The 21,659-nt window shown below is 63.6% G+C and carries 17 protein-coding genes; 14 read left to right on the plus strand and 3 right to left on the minus strand.

Features of this window, described 5'->3' with window-relative positions; genetic code table 11:
• Positions 1–145 precede the first annotated feature (145 nt).
• A complete protein-coding gene (gene putA / locus LK542_RS04830) occupies positions 146–3,790 on the plus strand; it encodes a trifunctional transcriptional regulator/proline dehydrogenase/L-glutamate gamma-semialdehyde dehydrogenase (RefSeq protein WP_227811027.1) in 3,645 nt (1,214 codons plus the stop codon).
• A gap of 140 nt (positions 3,791–3,930) precedes the next feature.
• A complete protein-coding gene (gene ald / locus LK542_RS04835; RefSeq protein ID WP_227811028.1) occupies positions 3,931–5,046 on the plus strand; it encodes an alanine dehydrogenase in 1,116 nt (371 codons plus the stop codon).
• Here ald and LK542_RS04840 read toward each other — a convergent pair.
• Together LK542_RS04840 and aac(6') are read right to left on the minus strand one after the other, a co-directional pair.
• A complete protein-coding gene (locus LK542_RS04840; RefSeq protein WP_227811029.1) occupies positions 5,016–5,810 on the minus strand; it encodes a 5'-methylthioadenosine/adenosylhomocysteine nucleosidase in 795 nt (264 codons plus the stop codon). The two genes, ald and LK542_RS04840, sit on opposite strands and share 31 nt — an antisense overlap.
• Before the next feature lie 20 nt (positions 5,811–5,830).
• Positions 5,831–6,274: an aminoglycoside 6'-N-acetyltransferase gene (aac(6'), locus tag LK542_RS04845; protein ID WP_227811030.1), complete on the minus strand. Its 444-nt coding sequence runs from the start codon at positions 6,272–6,274 to the stop codon at positions 5,831–5,833.
• A 1,377-nt stretch (positions 6,275–7,651) separates the two neighbouring features.
• On the opposite strand from aac(6'), the gene LK542_RS04850 reads away from it, so the two are divergent.
• The 7 genes from LK542_RS04850 to LK542_RS04880 all read left to right on the plus strand — a co-directional run bounded on the left by LK542_RS04850 (position 7,652) and on the right by LK542_RS04880 (position 15,048).
• Positions 7,652–9,286, plus strand: coding sequence for a GMC family oxidoreductase (locus LK542_RS04850; RefSeq protein ID WP_227811031.1), 1,635 nt, complete (start codon positions 7,652–7,654; stop codon positions 9,284–9,286).
• 154 nt (positions 9,287–9,440) lie between these two features.
• Positions 9,441–10,214, plus strand: coding sequence for an ABC transporter ATP-binding protein (locus LK542_RS04855; protein ID WP_227811032.1), 774 nt, complete (start codon positions 9,441–9,443; stop codon positions 10,212–10,214).
• Positions 10,211–10,927 carry an ABC transporter ATP-binding protein gene (locus LK542_RS04860; RefSeq protein WP_227811033.1) on the plus strand — a complete coding sequence of 239 codons (717 nt, stop codon included), beginning with the start codon at positions 10,211–10,213 and terminating at the stop codon, positions 10,925–10,927. The genes LK542_RS04855 and LK542_RS04860 overlap by 4 nt, the downstream gene beginning before the upstream one ends.
• Before the next feature lie 35 nt (positions 10,928–10,962).
• On the plus strand, positions 10,963–12,165 hold the full coding sequence (locus LK542_RS04865; RefSeq protein ID WP_227811034.1) for an ABC transporter substrate-binding protein: 1,203 nt from the start codon (positions 10,963–10,965) through the stop codon (positions 12,163–12,165).
• A gap of 187 nt (positions 12,166–12,352) precedes the next feature.
• The gene (locus LK542_RS04870) at positions 12,353–13,237 is read left to right on the plus strand and encodes a branched-chain amino acid ABC transporter permease (RefSeq protein WP_227811035.1); all 885 of its coding nucleotides are present in this window, start codon (positions 12,353–12,355) and stop codon (positions 13,235–13,237) included.
• A 3-nt stretch (positions 13,238–13,240) separates the two neighbouring features.
• Complete coding sequence (locus LK542_RS04875) at positions 13,241–14,230, plus strand: branched-chain amino acid ABC transporter permease (RefSeq protein ID WP_227811036.1); 990 nt, start codon at positions 13,241–13,243, stop codon at positions 14,228–14,230.
• Entirely contained in the window at positions 14,227–15,048 is an 822-nt protein-coding gene (locus LK542_RS04880) for an alpha/beta fold hydrolase (protein WP_227801452.1), read from the plus strand. The genes LK542_RS04875 and LK542_RS04880 overlap by 4 nt, the downstream gene beginning before the upstream one ends.
• Here LK542_RS04880 and LK542_RS04885 read toward each other — a convergent pair.
• Positions 15,043–16,200, minus strand: a complete 1,158-nt coding sequence (locus tag LK542_RS04885; RefSeq protein ID WP_227811037.1) for an iron-containing alcohol dehydrogenase — start codon at positions 16,198–16,200, stop codon at positions 15,043–15,045. The genes LK542_RS04880 and LK542_RS04885 overlap by 6 nt on opposite strands.
• Before the next feature lie 80 nt (positions 16,201–16,280).
• On the opposite strand from LK542_RS04885, the gene LK542_RS04890 reads away from it, so the two are divergent.
• The 5 genes from LK542_RS04890 (at position 16,281) to LK542_RS04910 (ending at position 21,618) form a co-directional block, all read left to right on the plus strand.
• Positions 16,281–17,051 carry a TSUP family transporter gene (locus tag LK542_RS04890; protein ID WP_227811038.1) on the plus strand — a complete coding sequence of 257 codons (771 nt, stop codon included), beginning with the start codon at positions 16,281–16,283 and terminating at the stop codon, positions 17,049–17,051.
• A 190-nt stretch (positions 17,052–17,241) separates the two neighbouring features.
• Complete coding sequence (gene mnmG, locus LK542_RS04895; protein ID WP_227811039.1) at positions 17,242–19,173, plus strand: tRNA uridine-5-carboxymethylaminomethyl(34) synthesis enzyme MnmG; 1,932 nt, start codon at positions 17,242–17,244, stop codon at positions 19,171–19,173.
• Entirely contained in the window at positions 19,170–19,817 is a 648-nt protein-coding gene (gene rsmG, locus LK542_RS04900; protein WP_227811040.1) for a 16S rRNA (guanine(527)-N(7))-methyltransferase RsmG, read from the plus strand. Before mnmG ends, rsmG begins: the two co-directional genes overlap by 4 nt.
• A gap of 110 nt (positions 19,818–19,927) precedes the next feature.
• Positions 19,928–20,698: a ParA family protein gene (locus LK542_RS04905; RefSeq protein WP_227801458.1), complete on the plus strand. Its 771-nt coding sequence runs from the start codon at positions 19,928–19,930 to the stop codon at positions 20,696–20,698.
• 32 nt (positions 20,699–20,730) lie between these two features.
• Positions 20,731–21,618: a ParB/RepB/Spo0J family partition protein gene (locus LK542_RS04910; protein ID WP_227811041.1), complete on the plus strand. Its 888-nt coding sequence runs from the start codon at positions 20,731–20,733 to the stop codon at positions 21,616–21,618.
• Positions 21,619–21,659: the final 41 nt, after the last annotated feature.

The raw sequence follows: 21,659 nt of genomic DNA on the forward strand, positions 1-21,659 counted from the left end.
TCGTAAAAACAGAATTAATCCAGAAGATTTCCTTCTACAATCGAATCATTCCATTGTGTTCCGGAGCACGCCGGCCGCCCCTAGGGTGGTGCGGCGTGTTTTGCTGCATGAGCACGAAGTCCGTTTCCTTTTTAGAAAAATCACTATGCAGATTGCTGCCATCCCGGCGTCCACCTTCGTCCCCTTCGATGCACTCCAGGCTGAGGTCAAGCACGACCAGACCCCGCTGCGCGAAGCCATCACCAATGCCTACCGCCGCGACGAGACCGAAGCGGTCCAGTGGCTGCTCGCGCAAGGCGCCAGCGCCAACGGCGACGCCTACATGCTGGCCCACCGCCTGGTCTCGAGCGTGCGCGACAAACGCACCCGTTCCTCGGGCGTGGACGCCCTGATGCACGAGTTCTCGCTGTCTTCGGAAGAAGGCGTGGCGCTGATGTGCCTGGCCGAAGCGCTGCTGCGCATTCCGGACAGCGAAACCGCCGACCGTCTCATCGCCGACAAGATCAGCAAGGGCGACTGGAAGAAGCACCTGGGCGAATCGCCTTCGCTGTTCGTCAACGCGGCCACCTGGGGCCTGCTGATCACCGGCAAACTGGTCTCGACCAATAGCGAGAAGAACCTGGGCTCGGCGCTGACCCGCCTGATCGCCAAGGGTGGCGAACCGCTGATCCGCAAGGGCGTGGACATGGCGATGCGCATGCTGGGCAACCAGTTCGTCACCGGCCAGACCATCGACGAAGCGTTGAAGAACAGCCGTGAGAACGAAAGCCGCGGCTATCGCTACTCTTACGACATGCTGGGCGAAGCCGCCCTGACCGAGCAGGACGCCAAGAACTACTACGCCTCGTACGAGACCGCGATCCATGCGATCGGCAAGGCCTCGAACGGCCGCGGCATCAAGGACGGCCCGGGCATCTCGATCAAGCTGTCGGCCCTGCACCCGCGCTACAGCCGCGCCCAGTACTGGCGCGTGATGAACGAGCTGCTGCCGCGCGTGCGCAGCCTGGTGCTGCTGGCCAAGCAGTACAACATCGGCATCAACATCGACGCCGAAGAAGCGGACCGCCTCGAGATCTCGCTCGACATGCTCGAATCGCTCGCTTTCGATCCGGAACTCAGCGGCTTCGAAGGCATCGGCCTGGTGGTGCAGGCGTACCAGAAGCGCTGCCCCTTCGTGATCGACTTCGTGGTCGACCTGGCCAAACGCAGCGGCCGCAAGTTCATGGTGCGCCTGGTGAAGGGCGCCTATTGGGACGCCGAGATCAAGCGCGCCCAGGTCGAGGGCATGCCGGGCTATCCGGTCTACACGCGCAAGGTCTACACCGACGTGTCGTATCTGACCTGCGCGCGCAAGCTGCTGGCGGCCAGCGACATGATCTACCCGCAGTTTGCGACCCATAACGCGCACTCGCTGTCGGTGATCTACACCTGGGCCAAGGCCGACGGCATCACCAACTACGAATTCCAGTGCCTGCACGGCATGGGCGAGACCCTGTACGACCAGGTGGTCGGCCCCCGCAAGCTGGACAAGGCCTGCCGCATCTACGCGCCGGTCGGCTCGCACGAGACCCTGCTGGCCTACCTGGTGCGCCGTCTGCTGGAAAACGGCGCCAACTCCTCGTTCGTGAATCAGATCGTGGACGAGAACGTGGCGATCGACACCCTGCTGGCCGATCCTTTCGAACAGGCGCGCGCCGCCGGCGGCAAGCCGCACCCGGCGATCGCCCTGCCGCTGCAGCTGTTCGGCGCCGAGCGCAAGAATTCGGCGGGCCTGGACCTGGTCAATGAACACATCCTGAGCTCGACCGCCGAAGGCCTGGCCAAGCAGCGCCAGTACAATGCGGCGCCGCTGATCGCCGGTCCGGTAGAAGCTAGCGAGCCGGCGAAGGTGATCAATCCCGCCATGTCGAGCGACGTCGTCGGCCAGGTGGTTGAAGCGTCCCGCACGGACGTCGAAACCGCACTGTCCGCCGCTGCCGCTTTCGCCGGCGAATGGGAAGCGACTCCGGTCGAAACCCGCGCCGCCATTCTGGAGCGCACCGCCGACCTGTTCGAGCAGAACGGCACCGAGCTGATGGCCCTGGCCGTGCGCGAGGCAGGCAAGTCGCTGCCGAACGCGATCGCCGAGCTGCGCGAAGCGGTCGATTTCCTGCGCTACTACGCGGTGCAGGTGCGCGAATCGAAAGCCGACGGCGCGCTGGGTCCGGTCACCTGCATCAGCCCATGGAACTTCCCGCTGGCGATCTTCACCGGCCAGGTGGCCGCCGCCCTGGTGGCCGGCAACGTGGTTTTGGCCAAGCCGGCCGAGCAAACTCCCTTGATCGCCCATCGCGCCGTCGAGCTGTTCATCGAAGCGGGCACCCCGCGTGCGGCGCTGCAGCTGCTGCCGGGCCGCGGCGAAGTGGTGGGCGCCGCCCTGACTTCGGACACGCGCGTCAAAGGCGTGATCTTCACCGGGTCCACTGAAGTGGCCCAGCTGATCAACCGCACCCTGGCTACGCGTGCCGAAAAAGAAGGCATCGACATCCCGCTGGTGGCGGAAACGGGCGGCCAGAACGCGCTGATCGTCGATTCCTCGGCACTACCGGAGCAGGTGGTGCAGGACGTGCTGTCCTCGGCCTTCGACTCGGCCGGCCAGCGCTGCTCGGCGCTGCGCGTGCTGTTCCTGCAGGAAGACATCGCCGACAAGACCATCAAGATGCTGCGCGGCGCGATGCTGGAACTGCGCGTGGGCGCCCCGGACCGCCTGGCGACCGACATCGGCCCGGTGATCGACGCGGAAGCCCAGCGCAACCTGCTGGCCCACATCGAACGCATGCGCGCCACCGCGCGCAGCCACTTCGCGCTCGAGCTGCCCGAGAGCGTCAATGCCCAGGGTACCTTCGTGCCGCCGACCGTGCTGGAAATCGGCTCGATGGCGGAACTCAAGCACGAAGTCTTCGGCCCGGTGCTGCACATCGTGCGCTACCGCCGCGCGGACCTGCCGAAGGTAATCGACACCATCAACGCCACCGGCTACGGCCTGACGCTGGGCGTGCATTCGCGCATCGACGAGACCATCGACTTCATCGTCTCGCGTGCCCACGTCGGTAACATCTACGTCAACCGCAACATCGTCGGTGCGGTCGTGGGCGTGCAGCCTTTCGGCGGCGAAGGCAAGTCGGGCACCGGCCCGAAGGCCGGCGGTCCGTTGTACTTGAAGCGCCTGCAGCGCAATGCCGCGCCCCTCATGGAGCACAGCCGCGTGTTCGACGCCGGCCTGGATGCGCTGCTCGGCTGGCTGCGCGCTAACGACCATGCAGAGCTGGCAACGCTGGCGCAAGCCTATGGCCGCACCGCGCTGACCAACGTCGAGATCGCCCTGCCGGGTCCCACCGGCGAGCGCAATACCCTGGCCTTCACCAAGCGCGGCACCGTGCTGTGCGCACCGAAGACGGCAACTGGCCTGCTCAACCAGATGGCTGCAAGCCTGGCCACCGGCAACCGCACCCTAGTGCTGGCGACGCCGGACCTGATCCCGGCCAACCTGCCGGCCCTGGTGAAGGAACGCGTGCGCTTCATCGGTGACGATGAACTCGATGCGGACGAGTTCCAGATCGCGCTGCTGGAAGCCGGTCTTGCCGGCTCGCTGCGCGCGAAACTGGCAGCGCGCCCGGGGGCCATCGTCGGCATTGTCGACACCACGGCCACGGCGCCGGTCGCCCTGTGGCGGCTGGTGGCCGAACGGGCCGTCTGTGTCAACACGACGGCGGCTGGCGGCAACGCAAGCCTCATGACGCTGGGAGTGTAATCATCTGGGGGAGCGCGAGCTCCCCTTTTTTTTGACCCAAATCAAAGCAGCAGGAGTAGCGTAGGAGCGTAGGGTGGGCGGGTCTTCCGCCCACGCGGTGATAGTTGGCAGCCGAGTCATTACAAAAATTGGAGGTAGACATGCTTGTTGGCGTACCAAAGGAGATCAAGAACCACGAGTACCGCGTCGGCCTGACGCCGCCCTCGGTGCGTGAGCTGACGTCGCGCGGTCACGAAGTCATCGTGCAGCAGGGCGCCGGTGAACAGATCGGGCTGTCGGACGAGCAGTACGTGGCGGCCGGCGCCACCATCGTGGGCACGGCGAAGGACATCTTTGCCCGCGCCGACATGATCGTGAAGGTCAAGGAACCGCAGCCGCTCGAATGCGCAATGCTGCGCGAAGGCCAGGTGCTCTACACCTACCTGCACCTGGCTCCCGATCCCGAGCAGACCGCGGCCCTGGTCAAATCCGGCGCGGTCTGCATTGCCTACGAAACCATCACGGGCCCGGGAGGCGGCCTGCCGCTGCTGGCGCCGATGAGCGAGGTGGCCGGGCGCATGTCGATCCAGGCCGGTGCGGCGCACCTGGAAAAGTCGCGCGGCGGCATGGGCCTGCTGCTGGGCGGCGTGCCGGGTGTCGCTAGCGGCCATGTGGTCATCATCGGCGCCGGCGTGGTCGGCACCAATGCGCTGCAGATGGCGGTCGGCACCGGCGCCCGCGTAACGGTGCTCGACAAGAACGTCGACCGCCTGCGCCAGCTGGATCTCGTCTACGGCAACCGCATATCCACGCTCTACTCCAACGCCCACTCGATCGAGGAAGCGGTGCTGGATGCGGACCTGGTGATCGGCGGCGTGCTGGTGCCGGGCGCCGCAGCGCCCAAGCTGGTCACCCGCGACATGATCTCACGCATGAAGAAGGGCGCTGTGGTGGTGGACGTGGCGATCGACCAGGGCGGCTGCTTCGAGACCTCGCATGCGACCACCCACGCCGATCCGACCTTCGTCGTCGACGGCGTGATCCACTACTGCGTGGCGAACATGCCGGGCGCAGTGGCGCGCACGTCCACGTTTGCCCTTAACAACGCCACCATCGGCCATGCCGTGGCACTGGCGAGCAAGGGCTGGCGACGCGCCTTATCGGATGATGCCCACCTGCGCAACGGCCTGAATGTCTGCCAGGGCAAGGTCACCTACGAGGCGGTAGCAAAAGACCTGAACTACGACTATGTGCCGGCGGAGACCCTGCTGGGCTGAAGCGGATATTTAAGCAGATCCCGGCAGACGCGCCGGGTGATATGGAAGGCATACTGCGCGGCGACCGATTTCACGAAACGCATGAAATCGGTGGCCGCGTTTTCATTGGCGTTATCCGACACGGTGCGGATCACGGCGCATGGCACGCCCAGCTCGTAGCACACCTGCGCCACCGCGGCGCCTTCCATTTCGACCGCCACCAGGCCCGGCAAAGCGGCATTCAGAGCTTCCAGACGCACACGGTCGTTCATGAACTGGTCGCCGCTCGCCACCAGGCCGCGGTGTACTCGCGGCTGCGCCAGGCGGAATGCCTGCCGTTCTCCTTCACTGATCGCGTCCAGGAAGTCACGTTCCAGGAATTCATGGGCAGCGCGCGACAGGCGCAGCGACAGCTGCTGGTCGGGCTGGAAATGGGTCAAGCCGGTGAGCGGCACCTCGAAGCGCGGAAACAGGGGACTGGCATCCATGTCGTGCTGGACCAAGGCTTCGGCGACCACGATATCGCCCACCTGGACCGTTTTATCCCCCGCGCCAGCCACGCCGGTGAAGAGGATGTGGGTAACTCCGAACTTCTCCACAAGCGTTGTCGCTGTCATGGCAGCCGCAACCTTGCCAATTCGCGATAGAACGCACACAGCGTCGATTTCCCACAGTGTTCCTGCCCAGTAGTCACGCATGCCATGGATGAGCTTGGAGGGCCCTCTCATGGCTTCCACGAGCCCCAGCTGTTCTTCGGCCAGCGCGCTGATGATCCCCAATCGCATGTTTTTCCTGTTTTTTGTTGTCAAAGTGACTTGCGAAAGTACACCACGCGCTCGGTTTCCTCGAATCCGAGTGCCTCGTGCATGGCGTGGCTCGCCGTGTTGTCGATGGCAGCGTCGGACGCCATCTCGCTACACCCCTGTTCCCTGGCCCATTGCTCGGCGATTTTGACGAGCAGGGCAGCAATTCCCTGGTGCCTGGAGGCGGGATCGACGTACAAACCTTCCAGGAAGCCGACAGGAGACGACTCCGTGCCGTTGACGTAATCGCTGCGCAGCGCGACTTCAACCAGTCCCTGGGCCTCGTCGTCGCTTGAATACGCGATGAACTGTGCATAACGGCCGGGTTGTTCACATAGCTCCTGCATTTCAAGTAGGTGTTCAGTCGGATCTTCTGGCCACAGCGCCATGCGCAGCTGCAGCCAGCCGGCTTGTTCAGGACTTGTACAGGGTTTGATCGAGCTCATTCGTTAACTTTTTCGCACGGATGAGTGTGCATTTTGCTTGTCTTACGGGTGAGAGGCCAGAAAAACCGCGTTCTCCTGGCCTTTCCAGGGCGCTTGCGCTTCCAGGTTCTTAGTTAACTAAGTTGTATATAAAGACTGGTAGTAGATAGTAAACGCGGCTTCTTCTGTTGATAACTCGCGTTTACTCCACAGTATCAAACACTTGCGTTCGCGTTTACCGGCTGCACAAACCTTGCGTGGAGCTTGCACGAATCTTGGACAGTTTTGGAGGTGAAGAGAAATCGACGTGTTCTGCACATCCGATCCTGTGGATATACCTCGGCTTTTCCACAGACGCATCGACAAAACAGGTCTGCAGGACGGGTTTTGGGCTGGTCTGATGCTCTTCCGGGATGCGAACAGGGGTGTTGAGCCAAGCAGTACGCGTCAGCGGTCGATACTGCGAACGGGTCTGGCAGGGTTCTCGGCCAGGCAGTGAAAGCGGCTCGGACGCGTTGTTGGTTTTGTTGTTGTAGTAAACAAGTTTGTATACAAACTGGTAGTAATAGTAAACGAGCATGTAGTTGTGGATAAGAAGGATTTTCTCCACAAGCTCAATGGTTTACGGTCGCGTTAACGTGCTGAACAAGGCTTGTGTTTGAACTGTAGGAAAGTTGGACAGAATTTTGGCTGACCTGGTTAAGGAGCGCTTCTACACATTCGTTCCTGTGGATATCCAAGAGGTTTTCCACAGATGCTGGCAAAAATAGGCATATTGCTGCCGGCAGTGCTGAGCAGTGAAGGTCGATGCAGGAAAGCTGTCTTCAGGTCTGGGCGGCCAACTGTTGGCGGTGATCGCGGTCCAGGTCCGAAACCGAAGCTGTAGCGAACTGAAGCATCCAGGTGCTGGCAGTTGCTGATCCATGGCTCGAGAGCCTGTCTGCCGTGTGCGACGAAGGGCGAAAAAAAAATTTCGAAAAAGTTTCCTCGGTTTACAAACAAAGTTTGTATACAAGGATAGTAGTAGTGGTTAACGGCAGCCTGAGTCTGTGGAAAAGACGGTAAACGCCTCACGAATCATCAACTTACTGTCCGGATAAATCAGTGCAGCAGTTGCGCGTGAAGACGTTCGAAAAACTGGACAAGATTTTGACGGCCGTAAAATGCCCCGGTTCTGCACAAAACAGACCTGTGGATATCAAGAGGCTTATCCACAGAGGGGCTCTAGACTTCCGTTTACGATCTGGTAAGCTTGCCTCAACGAATGACGAACGGAGGCCTTGTGGATCTCGACGCGCTGTCTCGTAAGCCCATGCCTGGCCAGCCGGAGGGGACCGGTTTGCCTGTGTTCGCAGGTGGCGTACACGGCGTTCGCGGCATCGTTCGGGAAGCCTGAGCTTGGAATCGGCCGGCGAGTACGACTACATCATCGTCGGCGGCGGCACGTCCGGCTGTGTGCTGGCGAATCGGCTCTCGGGGCGGCCGGACATCGAAGTCTTGTTGATCGAAGCGGGTGGACGCGACGATTACATGTGGATCCACATCCCGGTCGGCTACCTGCACTGCATCGGCAATCCGCGCACGGACTGGCTGTTTCGCACCGAAGCCGATCCAGGCCTGAACGGGCGGGCGCTGATCTACCCGCGCGGCAAGGTGCTGGGAGGCAGCTCGTCGATCAACGGAATGATCTACATGCGCGGCCAGCCCGCGGATTACGAGCGCTGGGCCGAGGTATCCGGCGACGATTCCTGGCGCTGGGAAAGAGTGCTGCCGCTCTTCAAGCGCAGCGAAGACCACTACCTGGGCGCCAGTGAACTGCATGGCGCCGGCGGCGAATGGCGGGTGGAAAAACAGCGGCTGTCGTGGAAGATCCTGGATGCCTTCCGTGAGGCGGCAGCCCAGACCGGCATCCCGAAAATCGAGGACCTGAATGCCGGCCTTGGTGAAGGCTCCGCCTATTTCGAGGTCAACCAGCGGCGGGGCATCCGGTTGAATACCGCGAAAGCTTTCCTGAAACCGGCGGCGAAACGGCCGAACCTGACGATCATGACCGGCTGCCACGTCGAACGCCTGCTGTTCGAGGACGGTCAGCAGGGAAAAGCCTGTAGCGGCGTGCAGTTCAGCGGGGATGGACGCATGTTCACGGCGACGGCAAGGCGCGAAACCCTGCTGGCGGCGGGGGCGGTGGGTTCGCCCCAGATCCTGCAGCTGTCCGGCATCGGCGATGCGGGTGAACTCCAGCGTCATGGCATCGCTCCGGTTGCCGACTTGCCGGGCGTGGGCGCCAACCTGCAGGACCACCTGCAGCTGCGCATGATCTTCAAGGTGGAAGGCGTGCCGACCCTGAACACGCGCGCTACCAACTGGTTCGGCAAGGCCCTGATCGGGCTCGAATATGCGTTCTTCCAGAGCGGACCGATGTCGATGGCGCCGTCCCAGCTGGGTGCCTTTGCCCGCTCGTCGCCCGACTTGGCGGCCCCGAACCTGCAGTACCACGTCCAGCCCCTCTCGCTGGACAAGTTCGGCGATCCGCTGCACCGCTTTCCGGCCTTTACGGCCAGCGTGTGCAACCTGCAGCCGACCGCGCGCGGCCACGTGCGCATCGCCTCCAGCGACAGTTATGCGCCGCCGAAGATCACGCCGAATTACCTGAGCACCGAGGCCGACCGCAAGACTGCCGCGGCGGCGCTGGCGCTGACGCGCCGCATCGTGGCCGCGCCGGCCCTCAAATCCTACCGCCCGGAAGAATTCATGCCGGGCCCGCAGTACCAGAGCGAGGAAGAACTCGCCCATGCGGCCGGCCTGGTCGGCACGACGATCTTCCACCCGGTCGGCACCTGCCGCATGGGCCGCGAAGACGATCCACAGGCGGTGGTCGACAGCCGCCTGCGCGTGTGGGGCGTCGAGAAGTTGCGGGTGGTGGACGCCTCGATCATGCCCTTCATCACCTCGGGCAATACCAATTCTCCAACCATCATGATCGCGGAAAAAGCTGCCGCCGACATCCTGGCCCAGCACAAGGCAACAGCCTAGACGTGCAAAAACGCACAAGCGGCTTGCACCAATAGGGCGCATCCGCACCGCGCACGCCAGCTCGGCCGTATTGTGAGGGCCAAAGCTTGTATGTATCATCAGGCAAGCAGTCCTCGCAGTTTCTGTCACTTGCAGCAGCACGTGTGGAGAACCAATGGCGGATGTCATCCTGGAGACGAGAAAGCTCACCAAGGAATTCAAGGGATTCACGGCGGTCAGCGAGGTCAGTCTTCAGGTCGAGCGCGGCCACATCCACGCCCTGATCGGCCCGAACGGCGCCGGCAAGACCACCTGCTTCAACCTGCTCACCAAATTCCTGGCCCCGAGCTCCGGCCAGATCCTGTTCAAGAGCCGCGACATCACCCATGCCCGGCCGGCCCAGATCGCCCGCATGGGCATCATTCGCTCCTTCCAGATTTCCGCCGTCTTCCCGCACATGACGGTGCTCGAGAACGTGCGCATCGGCCTGCAGCGCCGGCTCGGCACCAGCTTCCAGTTCTGGCGCAGCAGCCGCTCCTTAACACAGCTGGACGAGCAGGCACTGGCCCTGCTGGGCGAGGTCGGCCTGGACGGCTTCGCCGGCAGCCTGACGGCCGACCTGCCCTACGGCCGCAAGCGCGCGCTGGAGATCGCCACCACCCTGGCGATGGAGCCGGAACTGATGCTGCTGGACGAGCCGACCCAGGGCATGGGCCATGAAGATGTCCACAGGGTGACCGAGCTCATCAAGAAGGTATCCGCCGGCCGCACCATCCTGATGGTCGAGCACAACATGAACGTCGTCGCCGGCATCTGCGACCGCATCTCGGTCCTGCAGCGCGGTGCGGTGCTGGCCGAAGGCAGCTACGCCGAGGTGTCGCGCAATCCGCAGGTGATGGAAGCCTATATGGGCACGACCGCCGGCGAGCTCGCGGGAGCGCGGCATTGAACCCGGCGCTCCAGATCGCCGGCTTGCACGCCTGGTACGGCGAATCGCACATCCTGCACGGCATCGACCTGAGCGTGGCGCCGGGCGAAGTAGTGACGCTGCTCGGCCGCAACGGCGCCGGCCGGACCACGCTGCTGCGCGCGATCATGGGCCTGACCGGACGCCGCAGCGGTTCCATCAAGGTGGGTGGCGTTGAGTCGATCGATCTGCCGACCTACCGCATCGCCCACCTCGGCATCGGCTACTGCCCGGAAGAGCGCGGCATCTTTTCTTCGCTGTCGGCAGAGGAAAACCTGCTGCTGCCGCCGCAGCTCAGGGGCATAGCGGGGGCAGGGAAGGGACTCGGCCTGGACGAGATCTACGCGATGTTCCCCAACCTCTACGAGCGCCGCCACAGCCAGGGCACGCGCCTATCCGGCGGCGAGCAGCAGATGCTGGCCGTGGCCCGCATCCTGCGCACCGGCGCGCGCCTGCTGCTGCTCGATGAGATTTCCGAAGGCCTGGCGCCGGTCATCGTGCAAAGCCTGGCGCGCACCATCACGACGCTCAGGGCCCGGGGCTACACGATCCTGATGGTCGAACAGAACTTCCGCTTCGCCGCGCCGCTGGCGGACCGCTTCTACGTGGTCGAGCACGGCCAGGTGGTGGAGACCATCGCGGCGCCGGAACTGGACAGCAGGATGCCGCTGCTCACCGAGCTGCTCGGCGTTTGAACAATACATAACCCGCCAACAAGAATGGAGACCACATGAAACCTACCGTCATTGCCCTTGCGCTCGCCTCCAGCCTAGGCCTGTCGCTGCCGGCTCAGGCCCAGATCTCGGGCGACGTCATCAAGATCGGCTTCATCACCGACCTGTCCGGCGTGTATTCCGATGTCGACGGCAATGGCGGCGCGGAGGCGATCCGCATGGCGATTGCCGACATGGGCGGGGCGATCAACGGCAAGAAGATCCAGCTGGTCGTCGCCGACCACCAGAACAAGCCCGACATCGCCGCTTCCAGGGCGCGCGAATGGTTCGACCAGCAGGGCGTCGACCTGCTGATCGGCGGCACCAATTCCGGCGCCAGCCTGGCGATGGCCAAGGTAGCCGCGGAAAAGAAAAAAGTCTTCATCGCCATCGGTTCCGGCACGGCGCAGCTGACCAACGAACAGTGCACGCCCTACACGGTCCACTACGCCTACGACACCGTGGCGCTGGCGCGCGGCACCGGCGCCACCATGCTCAAGCAGGGCGGCAAGTCCTGGTACTTCCTGACTGCCGACTATGCCTTCGGCCAGTCGCTCGAGAAGGACACGGCGGACGTCATCAAGGCCAATGGCGGCACGGTGGTGGGCAGCGTCAAGCATCCGCTGTCGGCCTCGGACTTCTCGTCCTTCCTGCTGCAGGCGCAATCCTCAAAGGCGCAGGTGCTGGGCATGGCGAACGCGGGCGGCGACCTGATCAACGCGGTGAAGGCGGCCAACGAATTCGGCCTGACGAAGAAGATGAAGGTGGCCGGCCTGCTAGTGTTCATCAACGATATCCACACCCTGGGCCTGAACACGACCCAGGGCATGTACCTGACCGACGGCTGGTACTGGGACCAGACGCCTGACTCCCGCGCCTGGGCCAAGCGCTATTTCGCCAAGATGAAGAAGCAGCCTTCGATGCTGCAGGCAGGGGATTACTCGGCCACGATGCAGTACCTGGGCGCCGTCAAGGCGCTAGGAACCGACAACGCCGACAAGGTGATGGCGCACCTGAAAGCCACGCCGATCAAGGACATGTTCGCCACCAACGGCACGATCCGCCCGGACGGCCGCATGGTCCACGACATGTACCTGATGCAGGTGAAGTCGCCCAAGGAATCGAAGGGGGCGTGGGACTACTACAAGGTGGTGGCGACGATCCCGGGGGACCAGGCTTATACGAAGAAGTCGGAGACTAAGTGCGCGCTGTGGAAGTGAGCATCATCGCTACCTCCTTTTCCATAGCTAGCCCCAAGACCGTCATCCCGGCGCAGGCCGGGATCCAATTTTGTAGAGCAGTCGATAAGCACGCAAAAATTGGGTTCCGGCCTTCGCCGGAACGACGTGCTGAAGCAGCGGACTGACGTATTCGCTAGCGCGTCGCTCCTTCCACAACCAGGCACCCATGGACATCTTCGGCATCCCCCACCAAGCCCTGCTGAGCCAGCTCCTGCTCGGCCTGGTCAACGGCTCCTTCTACGCCATGCTCTCGCTGGGCCTGGCCGTCATCTTCGGCCTGCTCAACGTCACCAACTTCTCCCATGGCGCGCTATACATGATGGGCGCCTTTGCCGCCTATATCGGTGTCACCAGCTTCGGCCTGAACTACTGGATGATGCTCCTGCTGGCCCCGCTGCTGGTCGGCCTGTTCGGCATCCTGGTCGAGCGTTCGATGCTGCGCTGGCTGTACCAGCTCGACCACTTGTATGGACTGCTCCTGACCTTCGGCATCACGCTGCTGCTGGAAGGGGTGTTCCGCTCCTTCTTCGGCGTCTCCGGCCAGACCCTGGACGTGCCTGAGCAGCTGGCCGGGGCCACCGACCTTGGCTTCATGATCCTGCCGAACTACCGTGCCTGGGTGGTGGCCGCCTCGCTCGCCGTCTGCCTGTCGACCTGGTTCGTGATCGAAAAGACCCGCCTCGGGGCCTACCTGCGCGCCGGCACCGAGAATCCGAAGCTGGTGGAAGCCTTCGGCATCAATGTACCGCTGATGGTCACGCTTACCTATGGCTTCGGAGTGGCGCTGGCCGGCCTGGCGGGCGTGCTGGCGGCGCCCGTCATCAATGTCACGCCGCTGATGGGCTCGAATCTGATCATCGTCGTGTTCGCGGTGGTGGTGATCGGCGGCATGGGCTCGATCCTCGGCTCCATCCTCACCGGCCTGGCCCTGGGCGTGATCGAGGGCCTGACCCGGGTGTTCTATCCGGAAGGCTCGGAAGTGGTGGTGTTCGTGGTGATGGTGATTGTCCTGCTGCTGCGTCCGGCCGGGCTGTTTGGCAAGGAGCGCTAGACCATGAATCGTAAAACCCTCTCCCTGCTGGGCCTGCTGCTGTTCCTTGCGGCGCCCTTCTTCGCCTATCCCGTGTTTCTGATGAAGCTGCTGTGCTTCGCCCTGTTCGCCTGTGCCTTCAATCTGCTGATCGGTTTTACCGGACTGCTCTCTTTCGGACATGCCGCTTTTTTCGGCAGCGCCGGCTATGTGACGGGGCATCTGCTGGCGGTGGTGGGGCTGCCGACCGAACTGGGCATTGCAGCGGGCGTGGCCGCGGCCGGGCTGCTGGGCCTGGCGATCGGCCTGCTGGCGATCCGCCGCCAGGGCATCTACTTTTCGATGATCACGCTGGCGCTGGCCCAGATGGTGTATTTCGCGGCGCTGCGCGCGCCCTTCACGCATGGCGAGGATGGGCTGCAGGGCGTGCCGCGCGGCCGGCTGTTGGGGCTGCTGGACCTGTCGAACGACCTGACCATGTACTACGTGGTGCTGGCGATCGCCGCCGCGGGTTTCGCGCTGATCTATCGCACCGTCCATTCGCCCTTCGGCCAGGTGCTCAAGGCCATCAAGGAGAACGAAGCGCGGGCGGTGTCGCTCGGTTATGAAGTCGACCGCTACAAGCTGCTGGCCTTCGTGCTGTCGGCCAGCCTGGCGGGGCTCGCAGGAGCCACCAAGACGGTCGTGCTGGGCTTTGAGACGCTGACCGACGTGCACTGGACCATGTCCGGCCTGGTCGTCCTGATGACGCTGGTAGGGGGCATGGGAACGATAGCCGGGCCCATCGTTGGCGCCTTCCTCATCATCGCCCTCGAGAACAAGCTGGGCGACTGGGGGACCTGGCTTTCCGAACGGCTCGGCATCGCGTGGTTCGCGAGCCTCGGCGAGTCAGTGGGCATGGTCACAGGCCTGATTTTCATTGTCTGCGTTCTATTGTTCCGACGTGGTATCGTGGGGGAGATGGGTGCGCTGCTCGAGTCCGGCAAGCGCACGGCGCCTGCGGAGCGAACATGAACCTGGAATCCCACTACGTCGACGTACACGGCCTGCGCAAGTTCTACGTCAGCGCAGGCAATGGCCCGGCCGTCATCCTGATGCACGGCTTTCCGGATACCCACGAGATCTGGCGCTACCAGATCCCGGTGCTGGCAGCCAATGGCTACCGCGTCATCGCGCCCGACATGCGCGGCTACGGCAGGACCGATGCGCCGCCCGGCACCGGCGCCTATGCCATCGAATTCCTGTGTGCGGACATCCTCGGCCTGATGGACCAGCTGGGCCTGGCGCGGGCGTCGATCGTGGGCCACGACTGGGGCGGGCTGGTCGGCTGGCAGTTGTGCATGAATGCGCCCCAGCGCTTCGAGCGTTTCGTCGCCCTGTCTACTGGCCACCCGGCGGCCATCGCCAGTGCCGGCGTCGCCCAGCAGATGCGCTTCTGGTACATCCTGGGCTTTCTGATGCCGGTCGTGGCCGAGCATGCGATCCGCGCCAACGACTGGTTCTTCCTGCGCCAGATGACGCGCCGCCCCGAGCAGCTGGCGATCTGGCGCGCCGCGCTGGAACCGGAAGGGCGCCTGACCGCGGCGCTGAACTATTACCGGGCCAACCTGAAGCTGGGCCGGCCGCACCATTGGCGTCCGGTCGAGGTGCCGGTGATGGGTGTCTGGAGCGACCGCGACCCGGCCCTCGGCGAAAAGCAGATGCTGGATTCGCTGCATCACTGCCGCGCGGGCTTTCGCTACGAGCGCCTGAGCGGGGCGGGGCACTGGATGCAGTTGTCGGCCAGGGACCGCCTCAACGCCCTGCTGCTGGACTTCCTGCGCGCCTCATAAAGCTGCCGCGTAGATCGCGCGTGCATCCGCACGGGTGAGCTCGCGCGGGTTGTTGCCGAGCAGGCGGGTCTGGAGCATGGCGTCGTCCGCCAGCCGGTCGAGGTCACCCTCGTCAATGCCGACCTGGCGCAAGGTCGTTTCAATCCCGGTCATCTTGGCTGTTTGTTGCATCGCAACAATGAGCGCCTGCGCCCGCGCTTCTTCGCTGCCGCTGGCATGCGGCACCACAACCGCCGCCAGTTCGGCGTACAAGTGGGTAGCCTCCGGCAGGTTGAAATGCAGGACGTGCGGGAGCACCAGCGAGTTCGACAGACCGTGCGGCACGTGAAAGATGCCGCCGATGGGGTAAGCCAGCGCGTGTACGGCGGCCACCGGTGCATTCGAGAATGCTTGGCCGGCAAAGCAGGCGCCGAGCAGCATGGCCTGCCGGACTTCCAGATTGTCGCCCTGCTCACAGGCCCGGATCAGGCTGCGCGACAGCAGCGCCAGGGCCTCCCGCGCCAATGCATCCGACAGCGGATTCTTCTTGTGCCGGCTGGTATAGGCTTCGATCGCATGGACCATGGCGTCGATGCCGGTTGCCGCCGTCACAAGCGGCGGCAGGCCGAGCGTCAGGCTCGCATCGAGCACGGCCAGGTCGGCGTACAGTTGGGGCGCGACGACACCGGTCTTGGTCGTCTCGCCCGTGGTGACGATGGCGATGTTGGTCACCTCCGAGCCGGTGCCGGCCGTCGTCGGTACCTGGACCAGCGGTAGGCGCTTGCCGCGCACCTTGCCGATCCCGTAGATCTCTCCGATGGCCTGGGCCGATCCTGCCAGCACCGCGACCAGCTTGGCGACGTCCATCGAGCTGCCGCCGCCGAAACCGATGACGAGGTCGGCTTCGTGCCGGCGCGCAGCCTGCACCGCATCGAGGACCACGGCTTCCGGCGGATCGGCGACGACGCCGGCGAACACCATCGGCGCCAGGCCTGCCTGTTCCAGGCTGAGCCTGGGAAGCTCGAGCAGGCCGGTGCGCACGAAGCCCGGGTCGGTAACGATGAAGGGACGACGGGTGCCGGGGAAGCGCTCGGCGATGAGTTCGCCGAGGCGCTGGGTCACGCCGGGCTCGGACAGGATGTTGGGAACCGTGCTGAAGGCAAAGGCGGTCATGGTGTCTCCGTGGTCGTTATTGGACAAGCTTAACCCATCCCGTACAATGCAGCCTCTGCGTTCCTCCCACGTTCTTTCCCATGATTGATTTTGCTTGGCTCGGCGCTGCTGCCTTCACGGCCGGCCTGGTCGATGCCGTCGTTGGCGGTGGCGGCTTGATCCAGATTCCCGCGATCTTTTCCGTGTTGCCGAAAGAGGTGCCAGCCACCCTGCTGGGCACCAACAAGTTTGCCAGCATCTTTGGTACCAGTGCGGCTGCGGTGAATTACGCGCGCCGGGTGAGGGTAGCGTGGAGCACCGCAGCGCCGGCAGCCGTCGCGGCTTTCATCTTGTCTTTCGCGGGCGCGTGGACCGTGACGCGGGTGCCAGCCGACTTTGTACGTACACTGCTGCCAATCATCCTCGTCGCGGTCGCGGTATACACCTTCAAGAAGAAGGATCTCGGTGCGGTTCATGCACCGGTCCACAGCGGACGTGCGGAGCGTTACTGGGCGATCGGCATCGGTGCTGCGATCGGCTTTTACGATGGCTTCTTTGGCCCGGGTACGGGCAGCTTCCTGATCTTCCTGTTCGTTCGCTTCTTCGGCTTCGATTTTCTCGGTGCGTCGGCGGCGGCCAAGATCGTCAACGTGGCCTGCAATTTCTCGGCGCTGCTGTGGTTCGGCTACAGCGGGCACATATTGTGGCAGCTGGGCCTGATGATGGCAGGGTGCCAGGTCGCGGGTTCATTGGTCGGTACCAGATTGGCGCTGAAGCATGGTAGCGCGTTCGTGCGGAAGCTCTTCCTTGTGGTCGTATCCGGACTGATCCTGAAAACCGCCTACGATGCGTTCACGAAGATAGGTTGGTGATTGTTCCACGTGAAACAGCAAAGCCGGGTTCGCCCGGCTTTTTTGCTTTTGTTTCACGTGGAACATCTTAGCGACGGTCGCGTTAACTGTTCCACGTGGAACAAAATCTGTCGTTTTAAGCCCCCCTTAGAGTCCGGCAAGAAAAAAGAATCTATAATCGCGCATTAGAATCCTCGCCTCACTCTCCATCATGCTATTTCCAACTGAATTCGACGTCGTCGTCGTCGGCGGCGGCCATGCCGGTACCGAGGCCGCACTCGCGTCGGCACGCACGGGTCAGAAGACCCTGCTGCTCACGCATAACATCGAAACCCTCGGCGCAATGTCGTGCAATCCATCGATTGGCGGCATTGGGAAGGGTCACCTCGTCAAGGAAGTCGACGCGCTCGGCGGCGCCATGGCGATCGCCACTGACGAAGCGGGCATCCAGTTTCGTATCCTGAATTCGTCCAAAGGCCCGGCCGTGCGCGCCACCCGGGCCCAGGCCGACCGCGTCCTGTACAAGCAGGCGATCCGCTCGCGCCTGGAGAACCAGCCCAACCTGTGGCTGTTCCAGCAGGCCGTCGAAGACCTGATGCTAGAAGGTGACCGCGTCGTCGGCGCCGTCACCCAGGTCGGCCTGAAGTTCCGCGCCCGCGCCGTGGTGCTCACCGCCGGTACTTTCCTGGACGGGAAGATCCACGTCGGCCTGCAAAACTATTCGGGTGGCCGCGCCGGCGACCCACCGGCCGTATCGCTGTCGAGCCGCCTAAAGGAACTCAAGCTGCCGCAGGGCCGCCTGAAGACCGGCACGCCGCCGCGCATCGATGGCCGCAGCATCGACTTTTCGGTACTCGCCGAACAGCCGGGCGACCTCGATCCGGTGCCAGTGTTTTCCGTGATGGGCAACACCGCCATGCACCCGCGCCAGGTGCCGTGCTGGGTCACGCATACCAATGAAAGAACCCACGAGATCATCCGCAACGGCCTGGATCGCAGCCCGATGTACACCGGCGTGATCGAGGGTGTCGGCCCGCGCTACTGCCCGTCGATCGAAGACAAGATCCATCGCTTCGCCTCGAAAGAATCGCACCAGATCTTCCTGGAACCGGAAGGCCTGACCACGAACGAGTTCTATCCGAACGGGATCTCGACCAGCCTGCCGTTCGATGTGCAGCTGGAATTGGTGCGCTCGATGCGCGGCATGGAGAACGCCTTCATCCTGCGTCCCGGCTATGCGATCGAGTACGACTACTACGATCCGCGTGGCCTGAAGGCGTCGCTGGAGACCAAGGCGATCAAGGGCCTGTTCTTCGCCGGCCAGATCAACGGCACCACCGGCTACGAAGAAGCGGCGGCCCAGGGCCTGCTTGCCGGCCTGAACGCCGCGCTGCAGACCCAGGGCAGGGACGCCTGGACGCCGGGACGTTCGGAAGCCTACCTGGGCGTGCTGGTCGACGATCTCACTACCCAGGGTGTGGCCGAGCCTTACCGCATGTTCACTAGCCGCGCCGAGTACCGCCTGTCGCTGCGTGAAGATAATGCCGACATGCGCCTGACCGAAATCGGCCGCAAGCTCGGTATCGTGGGCGACGCCCAGTGGGCCGCGTTCGAGACCAAGCGTGAAGCCGTCGCCCGCGAACTCGAGCGCCTGCGTTCGACCTGGGTGAACCCGCGCATCCTGGCCGCCGCCGAATCCGAGCGCGTGGTGGGGCAGGCGATCGAACGTGAGTACAACCTGGCGGACCTGCTGCGCCGTCCGGGTGTGCAGTACGACACCCTGATGAGCATGACTGGCGCCGAAGGCCAGGCATTGGCTGGCCCGGGTGTGGAAGACCCGGCGGTGAAGGAACAGATCGAGATCCAGCTGAAGTACGCCGGCTACATCGACCGCCAGGCGCGCGAAGTGGAGCGTCACGACCACTACGAGAACCTCAAGCTGCCCGAGAACCTGAACTACCTGGAGATCGCGGCACTGTCGATCGAGGTGCGTCAGAAGCTCGATAAACAGCGCCCGGAAACCCTGGGCCAGGCTTCGCGTATCTCGGGCGTGACCCCGGCGGCGATCTCGCTGCTGCTGGTGCACCTGAAAAAGCGCGGCGCCAAGGGCTTCACCAATGCTCCGGCGGAGGCGGCCGAATGAAGTATTTCGACCGCGCCGCCCTGGCGCAGGTGCTGGGTGAGGGCATCAAGGAAATGCAGCTGGACGTGTCGGCGCAGCAGCAGGAACAGCTGCTGGATTACCTGGCCCTGATGAACAAGTGGAACAGCGTCTACAACCTGACGTCGCTGCGCGACCCGATGCAGATGGTGACCCACCACCTGCTCGATTCGCTCGCCGCGGTGCCCGCTTTTGCCGGCGCGCGCAATGTGCTGGACGTCGGGGCAGGGGGCGGATTGCCCGGTGTCGTGCTGGCGATCTGCCGCCCCGACATGAACGTCTCGATGATCGACACCGTCCACAAGAAAACCGCCTTCCTCAAGCAGGTGAAGGCGGAGCTGGAATTGACCAAGGTCACGGTGCACACGATGAAGGTGCAGGAACTCGAAGTGAGCGACAAATTCGACGTGATTACTTCGCGCGCCTTTGCCGACCTGTCGGATTTCCTGAACTGGTCCGGGCACCTTCTGGCGGAGGGTGGGAAATTCATCGCCCTCAAGGGCACGGCGCCGGCCGAAGAGCAGGAGCGGATACCGGCGGAATGGAAAATCAGCGGTTTGCAGCCATTGCAGGTTCCGAGGCTAGGCGCGGAGCGGCACCTGATCTTTGTCGAGCGATCGGCATAAACAAAATAAACCGTATAAATAGTTTATACCGTTTATAAAGTACGAACCATTAAAATGGTTTGTACCGTATGAACGGTATAGCGTCTTGGCTCACACTCGGATAAGAATAGATGGCGAAGATTTTTTGCGTAGCGAACCAGAAGGGCGGGGTCGGCAAGACCACCACCACCGTCAACCTGTCGGCAGGCCTGGCCAAGCTGGAGCAGCGCGTGCTGCTGGTGGACCTCGACCCGCAGGGCAATGCGACCATGGGCGCGGGCATCAACAAGGCCGAGCTCGAGGGCTCGATCTACCAGGTGCTGCTCGGGGAGCTTGACGTCGCCGCTGCCCGCATGCGCTCGGAGGCAGGGCGCTTCGACGTCCTGCCCGCCAATCGCGAGCTGGCCGGCGCCGAAGTCGAAATGGTCTCGCTGGAAAACCGCGAACGCCGCCTGAAGGATGCGCTGGCCGCCGTGGACAAGGACTACGACTTCATCCTGATCGACTGTCCGCCGGCCTTGTCGCTGCTGACGCTGAACGGCCTATGCTCGGCGCACGGCGTGATCATCCCGATGCAGTGCGAGTACTACGCGCTCGAAGGCCTGTCCGACCTGGTCAACACCATCAAGAAGGTGCACGCCAACCTGAACACCGACCTGCGCATCATCGGTCTGCTGCGCGTGATGTTCGATCCGCGCATGACCCTCTCGCAGCAGGTCTCGAGCCAGCTCGAGCAGCACTTCGGCGACAAGGTGTTCAAGACCATCATCCCGCGCAACGTGCGCCTGGCAGAAGCGCCCTCGTACGGCATCCCGGGCGTGGTGTTCGATCCGTCCTCGAAGGGCGCCCAGGCGTACATCGCCTTCGGCGCCGAGATGGTCGAGCGCATCAAGACCATGTAATTCCAAAACCCGTATCGAAAGCTGACATAGAAATGGCAACCAAAAAACTCAAGGGCCTCGGCCGCGGCCTCGACGCGCTGCTCGGCGGCGACAGCCAACCTGCCCCCGTGAAGGCGCCGTCCGCGCTGCCGGTCGACCAGATCCAGGCCGGCAAGTACCAGCCGCGTACCCGGATGGACGAAACCTCGCTCAGCGAGCTGGCCGCCTCGATCAAGACCCAGGGCATCATGCAGCCGGTGCTGGTGCGTCCGCTGGGCGAGGGCGCCCTTTCCGACGGCTCCGCCGTCGCGTACGAGATCATCGCCGGCGAGCGGCGCTTCCGCGCGGCGCAGATGGCGGGCCTGGAAGAGATCCCGGTGCTGGTGCGCGACGTGGACGACCAGTCCGCCGCGGCCATGGCCCTGATCGAGAACATCCAGCGCGAAGACCTGAATCCGCTGGAAGAGGCGCAGGGCATCCAGCGCCTCATCAGCGATTTTCAATTCACCCATGAGCAGGCCGCAGCGGCGGTCGGCCGTTCGCGCAGCGCCGTGTCGAACCTGCTGCGCCTGATCAACCTGGCCCAGCCGGTGCAGACCATGCTGATGGCCGGCGACATCGACATGGGCCACGCCCGTGCCCTGCTGGCGGTCGACAGTGCCAGCCAAATCACGCTGGCCAACCAGGTGATCGCCAAGCGCCTGTCCGTGCGCGAGACCGAGAAAATGGTCGCCCGCGCGCTGGAAGAGCAGAACAGCCCGGCGACGCCGGCCCGCGCCAAGGACAAGCCCGGCGACATCGTGCGCCTGGAAGAGGAACTGTCCGACCGCCTCGCGACCCCGGTGATGTTCAAGATGGGGGCGAAGGGCAAAGGACAGCTGATCATCGACTTCGCCGACCTCGACATCCTCGACGGCGTACTGGCCCGCCTGCGCGCCTGAATTGTGTCTTCGGTAGGGTGGGCAGGTCCTCCTACCCACGC

Origin of the sequence: Massilia sp. IC2-477, assembly GCF_020707265.1 — a bacterium.
GTDB lineage: Bacteria > Pseudomonadota > Gammaproteobacteria > Burkholderiales > Burkholderiaceae_D > Telluria.